The following is a 15,579-nucleotide window of genomic DNA, read 5'->3' as shown; positions in this document are numbered from 1 at the left end:
TCTTTTTTCAACTTCCTTCTGGCTTCGATGAACTGAAGCAACCTGCCGCCGAAACCTACATAACCCATTGAATCTCAAGGAGTTTTCCGTTTCGACTGCGCCGGAAGTGGGGCGAATTATAGACATCTGAAATTCGCCGTCAACACTTATTTTCAGCAATCACTCAGATTTCAGAGTGATACGCGCAAACGCCTTCTTGCCAGCCTGGCAAACGTGAGTCGCGCCCAGTACATATATAAAGGAGCGATCAACGACTGCACCATCGACGCGCACACCACCAGACGCCAACAGATCACGCGCTGCCGCCGAGTTCTTGACCAACCCCGCCTTATTAAGAACAGCAGCGATCGGCATATCTTCAGTAGATACCAACTCGATCTCTGGCAGATCATCCGGCAGCTCGCCATCCTTCATGCGATTGCCCGCTGCACGATGAGCATTAGCCGCAGCCTCTTCACCATGGAAACGCGCGACGATCTCTTCCGCCAGTTTGATTTTGACATCACGCGGATTGGCACCGGCTTCTACATCAGCACGCAGCGCATTGATCTCATCCATCGAGCGGAAGCTGAGCAGCTCAAAATAACGCCACATCAATGCATCCGGAATCGAAACCAGCTTGCTATACATGACGCCCGGCGCCTCCTGGATACCGACGTAGTTGCCCAAGGATTTGGACATCTTCTTCACGCCATCCAGACCTTCGAGCAGCGGCATGGTCAAAATGCATTGAGCCTCTTGACCGTAACCACGCTGCAACTCACGCCCCATCAGCAAGTTGAATTTCTGATCGGTACCACCCAGCTCGACATCCGCCCGCAGCGCAACCGAATCGTATCCCTGCACCAGCGGATAGAGGAACTCGTGAATAGCGATTGGCTGATTGGTGGTGTAGCGCTTATCGAAGTCGTCACGCTCAAGCATGCGCGCCACGGTGTACTGAGAGGTCAGGCGGATGAAGTCCGCCGGCCCCATCTTGTCCATCCAGGTGGAGTTGAACGCAACTTCGGTTTTCGCCGGATCAAGAATCTTGAACACCTGCGTCTTGTAAGTCTCGGCGTTTTCCAGAACCTGCTCACGAGTCAACGGAGGACGCGTAGCACTCTTGCCGCTCGGATCACCGATCATTCCGGTGAAGTCACCTATAAGGAAGATAACTTGATGCCCCAGCTCCTGGAACTGGCGCAGCTTATTAATAAGCACCGTGTGGCCCAAATGCAGATCCGGAGCGGTCGGATCGAAACCAGCCTTGATACGCAGCGGTTGGCCGCGCTTGAGCTTCTCGATCAGCTCGGACTCGACCAATAGTTCTTCCGCACCACGTTTAATCAGCGCTAGCTGCTCTTCAACCGACTTCATAACAGACCCGCAAGGCTCAGATTCAAAGGGAACCAACCATACAAGATCGTGCACCAATTACAAGTTTTGCCCGGCGCACGGACACCAATCCACAAACGCGGCGTCTGCAGACTTGCTTCAGAGATGATTTGGTTATATTTTATACAGTTATTTCATCTTCATCATGTCATTCATCTTTTCCAATTCATCTTTTTTCAAAGTCAAAATTACTTATGACCACAGAACCGTCTAAAGCGCCTCCGCTTTACCCGAAGACCCACCTGCTCGCCGCAAGTGGAATCGCCGCCCTTCTCAGCCTGGCACTCCTGGTATTCCCTTCCAGTGATGTTGAAGCCAAAAAGACGACCCTGAGCCTTGAACTGGAAAGTCCTGCCGAACAACTGACACAAGATCAAGACGCTGCTGACGCAGCTCAAGCCACAAATGAGCCAGTAGCTTCGCCATTTGCTCAAATCGAAAACAGTAGCGAAAACACCCCGCAAACCGCAGAGGCTGCACCTACGCCAGCCGCCGAAAAGCCAAAAGCGCCTGGCCATCGCGAAGTCATCGTTGCCAAGGGCGATACCCTGTCGACCCTGTTCGAAAAGGTCGGCCTGCCGGCTGCCTCCGTTCACGAAGTCCTGGCCAGCGACAAACAAGCCAAACAGTTCAGCCAACTCAAGCATGGCCAGAAACTCGAATTCGAATTGAATCCTGAAGGCCAACTGACCAGTTTGCACAGCAAGGTCAGCGACGTCGAAACCATTACCCTGACCAAGAATGACAAGGGTTATGCCTTCAACCGGGTTACCGCAAAACCAACCGTTCGAACTGCTTACGTCCATGGCGTAATCAATAGCTCGCTCTCACAATCAGCAGCCCGTGCCGGTCTCTCCCATAGTCTGACCATGGATATGGCCAGCGTCTTTGGCTACGACGTCGATTTCGCTCAAGACATCCGCCAGGGTGACGAATTCGATGTGATCTACGAGCAGAAAGTGGTCAACGGCAAAGCCGTCGGCACCGGACCTATCCTGTCCGCTCGCTTCACTAACCGCGGCAAGACCTACACCGCCGTGCGCTACACCAACAAGCAAGGCAACAGCAGCTACTACACCGCTGACGGCAACAGCATGCGCAAGGCGTTCATCCGTACTCCGGTGGATTTCGCCCGCATCAGCTCGAAGTTCTCAATGGGCCGCAAACACCCGATTCTCAACAAGATCCGCGCCCACAAAGGCGTGGATTACGCTGCGCCACGCGGTACGCCAATCAAGGCTGCGGGTGACGGTAAAGTGTTGCTGGCCGGACGTCGTGGTGGCTACGGCAACACGGTGATCATCCAGCACGGCAACACTTACCGCACGCTGTACGGCCACATGCAAGGCTTCGCCAAAGGCGTGAAGACTGGCGGTTCCGTTAAGCAAGGCCAAGTCATCGGCTACATCGGCACCACCGGCCTCTCGACCGGCCCGCACTTGCACTATGAGTTCCAGGTCAACGGCGTTCACGTCGATCCGCTGGGACAGAAGCTGCCAATGGCTGATCCAATTGCCAAAGCCGAACGCGCTCGCTTCCTTGCACAGAGCCAGCCGCTGATGGCGCGCATGGATCAAGAGAAAGCCACCATGCTGGCTTCGAGCAAGCGCTAAGTCATGGCCCTGTATATTGGCGTGATGTCCGGAACCAGCCTCGACGGTCTGGACATTGCCCTGATCGAACAGACCTCGGCGATCAAACTGGTCGCCACGCATTACATTCCCATGCCTGAATCCCTGCGCACCGAGCTGCTTGGCTTATGCGCCAGCGGCCCTGACGAAATCGCCCGCTCGGCGATTGCCCAGCAGAACTGGGTGACACTCGCTGCGCAGGGCATTCATACCCTCCTCGATCAGCAGCGACTCAAGCCGCAGGACATTCGGGCGATAGGCAGCCACGGCCAGACCATTCGCCATGAGCCTGCACGCGGTTTCACCGTGCAGATCGGCAACCCCGCTCTGCTGACCGAACTGACCGGTATCACCGTAGTCAGCGATTTCCGCAGTCGTGATGTGGCGGCCGGTGGCCAAGGCGCTCCGCTGGTACCTGCATTTCATGAAGCGTTATTTGAAGAGCGTACCGGTAACCAGGCCGTCTTGAATGTCGGCGGTTTCAGCAATCTGAGTCTGATTGAGCCGACCAAACCTGTAGCCGGTTTCGACTGCGGCCCCGGGAATGTGCTGATGGACGCCTGGATTCACCAGCAGCGCGGCGAAAACTATGATCGCAATGGCGACTGGGCTAAAACAGGTACAGTCGAGCCGACACTGCTAAACGCACTCCTCAGCGATCCGTTCTTCGTCACCAAGGGGCCGAAAAGTACCGGCCGAGAAGTGTTCAACCTGCCCTGGCTGGAACAACATCTCTCGCACCTGCCAGCCTTTGCTGCCGAGAACGTGCAAGCGACGTTGCTTGAGCTGACCGCGTTGACGATCACTGAATCTTTGCAAAACGCTCAAACCGATACTCAGGAACTGTTGGTCTGTGGCGGCGGGGCGCACAACGCCACGCTGATGAAGCGTCTGGCCGAGCTGCTGCCGACCACCAAAGTCACCAGCACTGCCACTCACGGCGTTGACCCCGACTGGGTCGAAGCCATGGCCTTCGCCTGGCTGGCCCATTGCTGCCTAGAAGGCATCGCCGCCAACCGCCCAAGCGTCACCGGCGCACGCGGGCTGCGGATACTTGGCGCTATCTACCCCGCTTAAAGATTAAGCACAGCAAAACGCCGCAGAACCGTGAGGCTCTGCGGCGTTTTGTTATCTGGAGCGAGGAGCAATCAGATCGAGAACGAAGACCCGCAACCACACGTCGTGGTGGCGTTAGGGTTCTTGATCACGAAGCGCGAACCTTCCAGACCTTCCTGGTAGTCCACTTCAGCACCGGCCAGGTACTGGAAGCTCATCGGATCCACCACCAGACTCACGCCTTCGCGCTCGACGATGGTGTCGTCCTCGGCCACATCTTCATCGAAGGTGAAACCGTACTGAAACCCTGAACAACCGCCGCCCGTAACGAATACGCGCAGCTTCAAGCGATCATTCCCCTCTTCATCGACCAGGCTCTTCACCTTGTGCGCGGCACCGTGGGTGAATTGCAAAGCCGTGGGGGTGAAGGATTCGACGCTCATGCTGACTATCTCCCGGCGTTACGCCGCCATAATGCGTGATGACGCGCATTATCCGCTTGTCCGAGAAAATCGGTCAACTATTGTTACGGTATATCAATAAACCCGACGAACTGTTCAGAATGCAAAAAGGCCCGCTTAACGGGCCTTTTGGCTGTGCTGCTTAAAGTGTTACGGCAGCATACCGGCGTGGGACAGACCGAAACGCTCGTCCAGCCCGAACAGGATGTTCATGTTCTGCACCGCTTGACCCGACGCACCTTTGACCAGGTTGTCGATCACCGACAGCACCACCACCAGATCGCCATCCTGCGGACGATGAACGGCGATACGGCAAACGTTGGCACCGCGCACGCTACGGGTTTCCGGATGGCTGCCGGCCGGCATCACATCGACGAACGGTTCGTTGGCATAGCGCTTTTCAAACAACGCCTGCAGATCCACCGAGCGATCAACCACGGTCGCGTAGAGCGTCGAGTGAATGCCACGGATCATCGGAGTCAGGTGCGGTACGAAGGTCAGACCGACATCCTTGCCCGCTGCGCGACGCAGACCCTGGCGAATTTCCGGCAGGTGACGGTGACCTTTCACCGCATAGGCCTTCATGCTTTCTGACGTTTCGGAGTACAGCGAGCCGACAGCCGCACCGCGACCAGCACCGCTGACGCCGGATTTGCAGTCGGCGATCAAGCGCGAAGTATCCGCCAGACCAGCCTCGAGCAACGGCAGAAAGCCCAGCTGCGTAGCGGTTGGGTAGCAACCCGGCACCGCGATCAGGCGGGCCTTCTTGATCTGCTCGCGATTGACTTCCGGCAGACCGTAAACCGCTTCGTCCAGCAACTCAGGCGCGCCGTGCGGCTGACCGTACCACTTGGCCCACTCTTCAGCGTCTTGCAGACGGAAGTCAGCCGACAGGTCGATGACCTTGGTGCCCGCTGCCAGCAATTCACCGGCCAACGCATGAGCCACACCGTGCGGAGTGGCGAAGAACACTACGTCGCAAGCGCCGAGGGTCTTGATGTCTGGGACGCTGAAGGCCAGGCCGTCGTAGTGTCCGCGCAGGTTCGGGTACATGTCAGCCACGGCCAGACCGGCCTCGGATCGGGAAGTGATCACTACCACTTCTGCCTGCGGATGCTGCGCCAACAGACGCAGCAGTTCGACACCGGTGTAACCCGTGCCGCCGACGATACCGACCTTGACCATAACCTGCCCTCAAAGAACCCACTGGAAAGCCGTCGATAATAGGGGCCGCGCGGCCCTGCGACAACCGTCAAGGTGACGTGCGGACGCTCAAGCCTCTACTATCCGGCTTACCGTGAACCTGGAATAACTAAAAATGCTCTATCTATGGATCAAAGCTTTTCACATTGTCAGCATCGTTTGCTGGTTTGCCGGGCTGTTCTACTTGCCGCGTCTGTTCGTGTATCACGCGCAAAGCGAAGACACGATCAGCAAAGAGCGCTTCAGTGTCATGGAGCGCAAGCTGTATCGCGGCATCATGGGCCCGGCGATGATTGCGACGCTGATCTTCGGCGGCTGGCTGATTTACCTCAACCCGAGCATCTTCAGCATGGGCGGCTGGATTCACGCCAAATTGACCCTGGTCGTCTTGCTGATCGGCTACCACCACATGTGCGGTGCGCAGGTAAAACGTTTCGCCCGTGGCGAGAACACCCGCAGCCATGTCTTTTATCGCTGGTTCAATGAAGTGCCGGTTCTGATATTGCTGGCTATCGTAATTCTGGTCGTGGTCAAGCCGTTCTAACTTCAACAAGTACAGATCCTTGGGGTGTTCATAATGTCGCTGCCCGCTTTGCTCGAACAACGTCTGCGTTTGCCTGTAGTGGCGGCGCCGATGTTTCTGATTTCCAACCCTGAGCTGGTGCTCGCCTGCTGCCGTAATGGCGTGGTCGGGAGTTTTCCTGCGCTGAACCAACGCGAAAGCAGCGGATTCAAAGCCTGGCTGGAACAGATCGAAGCGGGCCTGGCGACACTGGACAACCCGGCGCCGTACGCGGTGAACCTGATCGTGCACAACAGCAACCCGCGCTTGCAGGCAGACCTGAACATCTGCGTCGAACACAAAGTGCCGATCGTCATCACCAGCCTCGGCGCGGTGAAGGAGTTGGTCGACGCGGTACACAGTTATGGCGGCCTGGTCTTCCATGACGTCACCACTCGCCGACATGCCGAGAAAGCGGCCGAGGCCGGCGTCGACGGATTGATTGCTGTGGCGGCCGGCGCCGGGGGCCATGCCGGGACCTGGAGTCCGTTTGCGCTGATCGCCGAGATCCGTCAGTTCTTCGATAAAACCCTGCTGCTTGCAGGATGTCTTAACCACGGGCATGAGATTCTCGCCGCACAGCTGCTCGGCGCGGATCTGGCCTACTTCGGTACGCGATTTATCGGCACCACGGAAAGTCATGCGCCCGACGCCTACAAGGAGATGCTGCTGACAGCCAAGGCGTCCGACATCATCCATACTCCAGCGGTCTCGGGAGTGCCGGCGAGCTTTATGCGGCAGAGCCTGGAAGCGGCCGGTTTCGACATGGCCGCTCTGCAAGGCAAAGGCGAAGTGAATTTCGGTGACAAGCTCAAGCCAATCAATGATGAAGCCAAAGCCTGGAAGACTGTGTGGTCGGCCGGACAAGGCGTCGGACAGATCGATGACCTGCCGAGCGTGGATCAATTGATCGCACGGCTGGACGCTGAATACCGGCAAGCCCAGGAACACGCAGCACAATTGCCAAAACGCTGGCCGCGCGAATAAAAAAACCGGGCAAGTCGACTCAAGACTGGCCTTACACTGACGACCTTTCAAACCATTCGCGACAAGGATGCCTCGGCCATGAGCGAACCCCGTTACAAGATCGTATTCGACGGTGCTTTGCAGCCCGGTGTCGATATCACTACGGCCAAGCTCAATCTGGCTGATCTTTTCAAAAGTGAAGTGGCGGCCATCGAACGCCTGTTCAATGGCCGCGCCGTAGCACTCAAACGCGACCTGTCCCACAACGATGCACAGGCTTATCTACAAGCTCTGAGCAAAACCGGGATTGATGCACGCATTGAAGCAGAGACGGCAATCGAACTGAATCTATCGGACGTCCAGGAACACTCCACTGTGGTGGCAGAACCGGACTCCCCGTATGCACCGCCTCGCGCCAATGTGGGGGAACATCTTCCGGCGTTCGCCACGCTCAAGCCGTTCAGCGTCGAAGGCCGCATAGGTCGCCTGCGTTTTCTTGCATGGACGATGGTACTGAGCCTGGTCACGCTGCCCATTATCGGGGTATTCGCCCTGTTGGCGCTTGGCCTGGTCAGCGGCGATTCCACCACCGGCCTGATCATCGGCGGAATCTTCGCGTTCTTCCTGTTTATCGCCTTCCTGATCGTCAGCATTCTGTTCAGCGTCCAGCGCCTGCACGATATCGGCTGGTCGGGCTGGCTCTGGCTATTGAACCTTGTACCGTTCGTGGGCAGCTTCTTCCCGCTGGTGATCATGGTCGTACCGGGCAACACCGGCGCCAATCGCTACGGCCCTCCCCCGCCGCCAAACAGCACCGCCGTGAAAGTGCTGTGCTCACTGTGGATCGTGTTCTTCGCACTGATTTTTGTCGGTGGAATGCTCGGCGGCATCTCAGCCATCCAGCAGGAATATGAAAGCAATCTGGAAAGCAGCTACGAAAGTGGCTCGGTGACCACTGATGAAGTCGAAGTAGAGGTCGAAACGCCTGCGGATTCCGCCGACGAGGCAGCCGAAGCGGCGCAGGCCCCTGTAGACTCTGCGAAAGAATGAACAGCGCTCCCCGCCGTGACACCCGCGTCGCCGGCGCGGAGCTGTTGCGATGGAGAATTGCATGACCCGTTACGCACTGATCACCGGCGCCTCCAGCGGCATCGGCCTGGCGATGGCCGAAGCACTGGCCCGGCGTGGCCGCAGCCTGATTCTGGTGGCCCGACAGCGTGATCAGCTCGAAAGCATTGCGATCGAATTGACCCAGCGTTTTGGCGTCGAGGTACTGTTCCGCGCCTGCGATCTGGGCGAGCCATTGCGTCTGTCCGGCTTCCTGCTGGAACTGGAAGAAGGTGACCGACAGATCGACTTGCTCGTCAATTGCGCCGGCATCGGCACCTGCGGCCCGTTTCTCGCACAGGACTGGATGACCGAGCAGGATCTGATCGAAGTGAACATCCTCGCCCTCACCCGTCTCTGCCACGCCATCGGCAACAGCATGGCGCTGCAGGGTGGCGGGCAGATTCTCAATGTCGCCTCGGTGGCCGCCTTCAATCCCGGCCCTTGGATGAGCACTTACTACGCCAGCAAGGCGTATGTGCTGCACTTCTCCGAAGCCTTGCGGGTTGAACTGAAACAAAGTGCGGTGAAGGTCTCGGTACTCTGCCCCGGCCCGACACGCACGGCATTTTTCCGCACGGCGCAGCTGAACAGCGACAAACTCAAAGACAGCAAGTTAATGATGAGCCCGGAGGAAGTCGCGCTATACACCGTACGCGCCCTCGACAAGAACCGCGCAATCATCATTCCCGGACGACGCAACCGCTGGTTCGCGTTCTTGCCGCGACTGGGCTCGCGCTGGCTCAATCGCACCATCGTCGGTATGGTCAATAAAGCTTACTGCCCGCGCTGAAGAAACCGGATTCAACGCGGTACACTCGATTCAGCCCAAACAGCGGAGAAAACAGCAGTGGATACTCTGTTCACCAAGATCATCAACCGGGAAATCCCGGCCAAGATCATTTACGAAGACGACCAGGTTTTGGCCTTCCATGACATCGCCCCTCAGGCACCGGTGCATTTCCTGGTGATCCCGAAAAAACCGGTGCGCACCCTCAATGACCTGACCGAAGATGACAAGGCATTGGCCGGGCACATCCTGTTCACTGCGCAGCGTCTGGCACTGGAACTGGGTTGCGAAGAAGGTTTCCGCGTAGTGATGAACTGCAATGAGAAAGGTGGGCAGACCGTCTACCACATTCATATGCACGTACTCGGTCAGCGTCAGATGAACTGGCCACCGGGCTAAAAAGCCCCCTGCGGGAGCGAGCCTGCTCGCGAAGACGTCGGCACGTTCAATATACCAGTGCCTGACACCACGCCTTCGCGAGCAGCATCGCTCCCACAAAAAAGCATGACCGCGCAGCAAATGACCCAGCGCAAACCTTCCCCGGCCGATTCGGTTAAACTGGCCGTCGAGATTCTTCCCGGAGGTCAGCATGACTACCCAACGTCACTACTCGCCAATTGACCGTCTTCTGCTGCAAGCCGATGCCGCAATGCGTACCCTGCTGCCCTTCAGTGGCCAACCGTACCGTCCGTCGCCGGCGATTTTGCAGCCGGACACGCAAATGAGCGACGAAGACACCCGCCACGTTGCCGGCCTGATGCGCATCAACCATACCGGTGAAGTCTGCGCCCAGGCGCTCTATCAGGGACAGGCGCTGACCGCCAAGCTGCCTCAGGTGCGCGAGGCCATGGAGCACGCCGCCGAAGAAGAGATTGATCATCTGGTCTGGTGCGAACAACGTATTCATCAGTTGGGCAGCCATACCAGCGTTTTAAATCCGCTGTTTTACGGGATGTCGTTCGGTATTGGTGCGGTGGCCGGGTTGATCAGCGACAAGGTCAGCCTTGGATTCGTCGCGGCGACCGAGCATCAGGTGTGCAAGCACTTGAACGAACACCTGGAGCAGTTGCCGGCTGAGGACGAGAAATCCCGGGCGATTCTGGAGCAGATGCGCATAGATGAAGAACATCATGCGGAAAGTGCGCTGGAGGCTGGGGGTTTTCGGTTTCCGGCGCCGGTGAAGTTCGGGATGAGTATTCTGGCGAAGGTGATGACCAAGAGTACTTATCGGATCTGAGATCTGTGTGGGTGCTGAAGGCCTTATCGCGAGCAGGCTCGCTCCCACAGGGTGCTTTGTTCCAGCAATAAAAAAGGCGACTGTCCTGAGACAGTCGCCTTTTTTTTGTGCCCGGGAATCTTAAGTCGGCATGTTGCGCGCGTAGAAGATTTCGAGCATTTCGTGTTTCACCCGATCGGTCACCTGAGCACGCTGCTCGAGGGACAGATTGCTGGTGGCGTCGCCGAACAGGTAGTTGTCCAGTTCGAAGTTCTTCAGCAGCATTTTGGTGTGGAACAGGTTTTCCTGATACACGTTCACGTCGGTCATCTGGTACGCGTCGCGGGTGTCTTCAGAGAGGTAGTTCTGGATCGAGTTGATCTCGTGGTCGATGAAGTGCTTGTTGCCTTCAACGTCACGGGTGAAGCCGCGCACACGATAATCCACAGTCACTATGTCCGAATCGAACTGGTGAATGAGGAAATTGAGCGCTTTAAGCGGTGAAATGACACCACAAGTCGACACGTCGATGTCCACACGGAAAGTTGCAATACCGTCGTCCGGATGAATTTCCGGGTAGGTGTGCACCGTGATGTGACTCTTGTCGAGGTGGGCCAGGATAATTTCGGGCAACGGGCCCGGCGACTCTTCAATCTGGCTTTCAGTCGGGGTTACCGGCTCTTCAGAAATCAGAATCGTGACGCTGGCGCCCTGAGGTTCATAGTCCTGACTGGCAATGTTCAGGATGTTGGCACCAATGATCTCGACAACTTCTGTGAGAATCTGCGTCAGGCGTTTCGCGTTGTACTCTTGATTGATGTACTCAACGTAAGCCTGCTGGTCTTGCGGGGTTTCCGCGTAGCAGATGTCATAGATGTTGAAGCTCAAGGTCTTTGTCAGGTTATTGAACCCGTGGAGCTTGAGTTTGCTTTTCACCGTTAAAAACTCTCTATGTATGCGGCCCGGCCGCGTGATCAAGCATGCCCGTCAAGTGCGAACAACGCACCTGCGTAGGACGGTTAACACCTCTTCGCGATGGCGATTTTGGTTATCTGTTCAGGCGGCTGATCCGTCGGCTGACCGATCACTGCCCTGAAAAAAGTGGCGCATTATGCAGACGTCAGCGGGGGATCGCCAGAGTCTGCACTGCTTTTATGATAGTTGAATGTCGGTTCAACCGAGTTCGACGATTTCGTAGTCGTGAGTGATCGCCACGCCAGCCGCGCCAAGCATGATCGAAGCGGAGCAGTACTTTTCGGCGGATAGTTCGATGGCGCGCTTGACCTGGGCTTCTTTCAAGCCACGGCCCTTGACCACGAAATGCATGTGAATCTTGGTGAACACCTTCGGATCTTCGGTCGCGCGCTCGGCCTCGAGAAAGGCCTCGCAGCTTTCAACGGCCTGACGGGACTTCTTCAGGATGCTGACCACGTCGAAGTTGCTGCAACCGCCGACACCCAGCAGAAGCATTTCCATGGGACGAACACCCAGATTACGACCACCAGCGTCCGGCGGACCGTCCATCACCACGACATGACCGCTACCGGATTCGCCGAGGAACATGGCTTCGCCAGCCCATTGGATGCGTGCCTTCATCGCCCAGACTCCACTGTAAAAAAAGGGTCGCCAGCTTAGCACAGGGCTTTGCCCGGACAGCGAGCAACGTTCCTAGGACAGGATGCCTCCACGCTGTAGGTAATTTCTCGAATTTGCGACGAAGTGTCTGTTAAGCTGGCGCCAATTCGCTGGCGCCCATGTCAGCCCGTGTAGCGACCGCCTTCAGCGCCTCATAAAAAATCAAACATCACCGTGCAGTCTTTTCGGGATACAACCATGGTTGCTATTACCCCCACACCCAAAATCAAGAATCTCGACAAGCTGTTGATGCATTGCCAGCGCCGTCGCCATGCGGCCAAGAGCAACATCATCTGTGCGGGCGATCGCTCGGACACGCTGTACTTCATCATCAAGGGTTCTGTGACGATCCTGATCGAGGATGACGACGGTCGGGAGATGATCATCGCTTACCTCAACGCCGGGGATTTCTTTGGTGAACTGGGCCTGTTCGAGCAAGCGGGACAGGAACAGGAACGCAGCGCCTGGGTGCGGGCCAAAGTTGAATGCGAAACAGCGGAAATCAGCTACGCCAAGTTCCGCGAATTGTCGCAGCAGGATCCGGACATTCTTTACGTACTCAGCGGACAAATCGCACAACGTCTGCGCAACACCACGCGCAAGGTCGGCGATCTGGCGTTCTTCGATGTAACCGGTCGAGTCGCGCGTTGCCTGCTGGAACTGTGCAAACAACCGGATGCGATGACCCACCCGGACGGCATGCAGATCAAGGTGACCCGTCAGGAAATCGGCCGGATTGTCGGTTGTTCGCGGGAGATGGTCGGTCGCGTGCTCAAGGATCTTGAGGAACGCAACCTGGTCGATGTGAAAGGCAAGACCATGGTGGTCTTCGGTACGCGCTAAGCCCGAAAGTCAGGCGCTGTAGATCTGCGCCAGCATCAATCGAAACAGCTCATCGAGACGCGCCAAGGCATGTGGCGCGTTGAATTTCTCATGCAGGCCGATGTGGCTTTCAGCCCGCACGCGTTGCTCCAGGCCGCACACTTCATTGAAGCGATTGACCGCGGCGACCATCGATTCGCGCTCGTTATCCATCAGCATCGCCCCGTGCACCAGACCGACCGGACGCTGGCCGCCCTGGCTCTGGCGCCAGCGCTGGGCGGTGCCGACCATTTTGCGGCCGTCGAGATTGACGTTGAAGCGGCCGTCGCAGAACGCGCCATCGATTTCGCCCAACGATGATGTGCCGCCCAATTCATCCAGCAACTGACAGATCGGATCGCAGAGACGGTGGTAGCCGGTTTCGATGCGGTTCAGGTCGCCTTCGCTGCGTGGTGGCGCATAGACCAGGGCGATGTTGATCGTCGCCGCTGATTGCGGGACGGGTTCGCCACCGGTTTCGCGTAGCAGGACGGGCCAGCCAGCGGCGGCTGAGACTTCGCAGGCGTGGTCGAACGCGGCGAGGCGATTGAGGCGGCGAGGCATGACCAACGCACGATCGCTGGGTTGCCAGAATAGAAGGCCGAATTCTGCGTCGCCGGCGCAGACCGAGGCCAGCAAGTCTTGTTCGGCTTGCAGACCGGCTTCGATGGTCAGGGAGGTTGGCAGCGACATAACAGGCTCCGGCAACATGGAAATCATTAGCGGTTTCGATGGACCCTTCGCTAGCAAGCTCGCTCCCACATTGGAATGCATTTCCCCTGGGGGAGTGAGCCTGCTCGCGATGGTCTCGACTCGGTCTAGAGCGAATCAGTCGAGGGTCGAACCGCTGATGGAAGTGCCACGCTCCGGGAAGAACAGTCGCTGCAGTTCAGTGCCCGGATTCTCCGCACGCATGAACGCTTCACCCACCAGGAACGAATACACTTCGCTGATTTCCATCAACTCGACATCGGCACGATTGAGAATACCGCTCTCGGTAATCACCAGGCGATCGCGCGGAATGCGCGGCAGCAGGTCGAGGGTGGTTTCCAGGCTGACGTCGAAGGTGTGCAGGTTACGGTTGTTGACCCCGACCAGCGGCGTGTCGAGGGTTTTCAACGCACGCTCCAGCTCATCGCCATCGTGCACTTCGACCAACACATCGAGACCGACGCTTTTGGCGACAGCGGCCAGCTCGGCCATTTTCACGTCATCCAGTGCGGAGACGATCAGCAGCACACAGTCAGCACCCAGCGCGCGGGCTTCGACGATCTGGTAAGGATCGATCATGAAGTCCTTGCGAATCACCGGCAGTTTGCACGCGGCCCGGGCCTGTTGCAGATAAGCATCGGCGCCCTGGAAGTAATCGATGTCGGTCAGCACGGACAGACAGGTCGCCCCGCCCTTCTCGTAGCTTTTGGCGATGTCGGCCGGAATGAAGTTCTCGCGGATAACACCTTTGCTCGGCGAGGCCTTTTTGATTTCGGCAATGACCGCGGGCTGCTTCTTCTTGGCTTGCGCCAGCAACGCCTGGGCAAAACCACGGGGTGCATCGGCCGCCTTGGCCAGACTTTCCAGCTCACTCAGGCTCACACGGGCGCTACGCTCGGCGACTTCCTGAACCTTGCGGGCCAGAATGTTTTCCAGAACCGTCGGTACACTCATCCCTCATTCTCCACTTTGAATACCGCGGTAAAGGCACCCAGCTCCTCGAGTTTTTCCCGAGCGAGGCCGGTGTGCAGGGCGTCGTGCGCAAGCTCCACACCCTGTTTCAAACTACTCGCCACGTCAGCGGCATACAGCGCCGCACCGGCATTGAGCACAATCATTTCGGCGGCTTTCTGGCCGTTTTCGGTTTTGCGCTTGCCGAGAGCATCACGGATCAGCGCCAGCGACGCCTCCGGGCCTTCGACCGACAGACCGTGCAGGCTCTGGCTCTTCATGCCGAGATCTTCCGGCTCGACCCAATACTCGGTGATTTCGTTGTTCTTCAACTCGGCAACAAAAGTCGGCGCGGCAAGACTGAACTCGTCCAGGCCGTCTTTCGAATGCACCACCAGTACATGCTTGCTGCCCAGGCGCTGCAAGACTTCGGCCAATGGCCGGCACAATGCCTGAGTGAACACGCCCACCACCTGATGTTTCACACCGGCCGGATTCGTAAGCGGGCCGAGCATGTTGAACAGCGTACGCAAGCCAAGATCGCGGCGCGGGCCGGCGGCGTACTTCATGGCTTTGTGGTGGGTCTGGGCAAACATGAAACCGATGCCGACGTTGTCGATGCAACGCGCGACTTGCACCGGCGTCAGGTTCAGATAGATGCCGGCGGCTTCCAGCAAGTCGGCGCTGCCGCTCTTGCCCGATACCGCGCGGTTGCCGTGCTTGGCCACGGTGCAACCGGCTGCCGCTACGACAAACGAAGAGGCGGTGGATACGTTGAAGATGTTCGCGCCGTCACCGCCGGTGCCGACCACATCGACCACGCCGTCGAGGGTTTTCAGTTCAACTTGATCGGCCAGCTCACGCATCACCGACACGGCGCCGACGATTTCGTCGATGCTCTCGCTCTTCATGCGCATGGCCATCATGAACGCGCCGATCTGCGCGTCGGTGCATTGGCCGGTCATGATTTCGCGCATCACGTCGCGCATTTCATCGGTGCTGAGGTCGAGGTGATCGACGATACGGCTCAGGGCTGTCTTGATATTCATGGG

General features: G+C 57.7%; 17 protein-coding genes. 9 read left to right on the top strand and 8 right to left on the bottom strand.

All coding sequences use genetic code 11. The features are described from left to right. Positions 1-159 precede the first annotated feature (159 nt). Positions 160-1,359 carry a tyrosine--tRNA ligase gene (gene tyrS / locus CKW26_RS23445; RefSeq protein ID WP_095050333.1) on the bottom strand — a complete coding sequence of 400 codons (1,200 nt, stop codon included), beginning with the start codon at positions 1,357-1,359 and terminating at the stop codon, positions 160-162. Between the two features lie 212 nt (positions 1,360-1,571). On the opposite strand from tyrS, the gene CKW26_RS23440 reads away from it, so the two are divergent. Beyond that, complete coding sequence (locus tag CKW26_RS23440; RefSeq protein WP_095050332.1) at positions 1,572-2,990, top strand: peptidoglycan DD-metalloendopeptidase family protein; 1,419 nt, start codon at positions 1,572-1,574, stop codon at positions 2,988-2,990. 3 nt (positions 2,991-2,993) lie between these two features. Further along, on the top strand, positions 2,994-4,085 hold the full coding sequence (locus tag CKW26_RS23435) for an anhydro-N-acetylmuramic acid kinase (RefSeq protein ID WP_095050331.1): 1,092 nt from the start codon (positions 2,994-2,996) through the stop codon (positions 4,083-4,085). A gap of 71 nt (positions 4,086-4,156) precedes the next feature. Here CKW26_RS23435 and erpA read toward each other — a convergent pair whose 3' ends face one another. Both erpA and argC read right to left on the bottom strand, forming a co-directional pair. After that, positions 4,157-4,507 (bottom strand): iron-sulfur cluster insertion protein ErpA, encoded by a 351-nt coding sequence (gene erpA, locus CKW26_RS23430; protein ID WP_008077999.1) that lies wholly within the window; start codon positions 4,505-4,507, stop codon positions 4,157-4,159. 168 nt (positions 4,508-4,675) lie between these two features. Then, a complete protein-coding gene (gene argC, locus CKW26_RS23425) occupies positions 4,676-5,710 on the bottom strand; it encodes an N-acetyl-gamma-glutamyl-phosphate reductase (protein WP_034155112.1) in 1,035 nt (344 codons plus the stop codon). Positions 5,711-5,843: 133 nt separating this feature from the next. On the opposite strand from argC, the gene hemJ reads away from it, so the two are divergent. The 6 genes from hemJ (at position 5,844) to coq7 (ending at position 10,390) form a co-directional block, all read left to right on the top strand. Next, on the top strand, positions 5,844-6,272 hold the full coding sequence (hemJ, locus tag CKW26_RS23420; RefSeq protein WP_034155111.1) for a protoporphyrinogen oxidase HemJ: 429 nt from the start codon (positions 5,844-5,846) through the stop codon (positions 6,270-6,272). A 33-nt stretch (positions 6,273-6,305) separates the two neighbouring features. Continuing rightward, entirely contained in the window at positions 6,306-7,277 is a 972-nt protein-coding gene (locus CKW26_RS23415; RefSeq protein ID WP_095050330.1) for a nitronate monooxygenase family protein, read from the top strand. A gap of 78 nt (positions 7,278-7,355) precedes the next feature. After that, a complete protein-coding gene (locus tag CKW26_RS23410) occupies positions 7,356-8,306 on the top strand; it encodes a DUF805 domain-containing protein (RefSeq protein ID WP_095050329.1) in 951 nt (316 codons plus the stop codon). Positions 8,307-8,367: 61 nt separating this feature from the next. Further along, positions 8,368-9,156, top strand: coding sequence for an SDR family oxidoreductase (locus CKW26_RS23405; RefSeq protein WP_093441854.1), 789 nt, complete (start codon positions 8,368-8,370; stop codon positions 9,154-9,156). A 57-nt stretch (positions 9,157-9,213) separates the two neighbouring features. Next, positions 9,214-9,552, top strand: a complete 339-nt coding sequence (locus tag CKW26_RS23400) for a histidine triad nucleotide-binding protein (RefSeq protein ID WP_003228789.1) — start codon at positions 9,214-9,216, stop codon at positions 9,550-9,552. 190 nt (positions 9,553-9,742) lie between these two features. Further along, entirely contained in the window at positions 9,743-10,390 is a 648-nt protein-coding gene (coq7, locus tag CKW26_RS23395) for a 2-polyprenyl-3-methyl-6-methoxy-1,4-benzoquinone monooxygenase (RefSeq protein ID WP_008077993.1), read from the top strand. Positions 10,391-10,510: 120 nt separating this feature from the next. On the opposite strand, the gene speD is transcribed toward coq7, so the two are convergent. Both speD and CKW26_RS23385 read right to left on the bottom strand, forming a co-directional pair. After that, complete coding sequence (gene speD / locus CKW26_RS23390; RefSeq protein WP_095050328.1) at positions 10,511-11,305, bottom strand: adenosylmethionine decarboxylase; 795 nt, start codon at positions 11,303-11,305, stop codon at positions 10,511-10,513. A 237-nt stretch (positions 11,306-11,542) separates the two neighbouring features. Continuing rightward, on the bottom strand, positions 11,543-11,965 hold the full coding sequence (locus tag CKW26_RS23385; RefSeq protein ID WP_003228794.1) for an OsmC family protein: 423 nt from the start codon (positions 11,963-11,965) through the stop codon (positions 11,543-11,545). Positions 11,966-12,202: 237 nt separating this feature from the next. Between CKW26_RS23385 and crp the strand changes: the two genes are divergently transcribed. Continuing rightward, positions 12,203-12,847: a cAMP-activated global transcriptional regulator CRP gene (crp, locus tag CKW26_RS23380; protein WP_008088598.1), complete on the top strand. Its 645-nt coding sequence runs from the start codon at positions 12,203-12,205 to the stop codon at positions 12,845-12,847. Positions 12,848-12,856: 9 nt separating this feature from the next. Here the strand turns inward: crp and CKW26_RS23375 are convergent, their stop codons facing one another. The 3 genes from CKW26_RS23375 to trpD all read right to left on the bottom strand — a co-directional run bounded on the left by CKW26_RS23375 (position 12,857) and on the right by trpD (position 15,576). Beyond that, complete coding sequence (locus tag CKW26_RS23375) at positions 12,857-13,558, bottom strand: lipoate--protein ligase family protein (RefSeq protein ID WP_095050327.1); 702 nt, start codon at positions 13,556-13,558, stop codon at positions 12,857-12,859. 135 nt (positions 13,559-13,693) lie between these two features. After that, positions 13,694-14,530, bottom strand: a complete 837-nt coding sequence (trpC, locus tag CKW26_RS23370) for an indole-3-glycerol phosphate synthase TrpC (RefSeq protein WP_095050326.1) — start codon at positions 14,528-14,530, stop codon at positions 13,694-13,696. After that, positions 14,527-15,576 (bottom strand): anthranilate phosphoribosyltransferase, encoded by a 1,050-nt coding sequence (trpD, locus tag CKW26_RS23365; RefSeq protein ID WP_095050325.1) that lies wholly within the window; start codon positions 15,574-15,576, stop codon positions 14,527-14,529. Before trpD ends, trpC begins: the two co-directional genes overlap by 4 nt. Between the last annotated feature and the right edge of the window lie 3 nt (positions 15,577-15,579).

Origin of the sequence: Pseudomonas sp. Irchel s3h9 (assembly GCF_900187475.1) — a bacterium.
In the GTDB taxonomy this organism is placed as follows: domain Bacteria; phylum Pseudomonadota; class Gammaproteobacteria; order Pseudomonadales; family Pseudomonadaceae; genus Aquipseudomonas; species Aquipseudomonas neuropathica.
The sequence above is the reverse complement of the archived record's forward strand: the minus strand, read 5'-3'. Positions and strand labels throughout refer to the sequence as shown.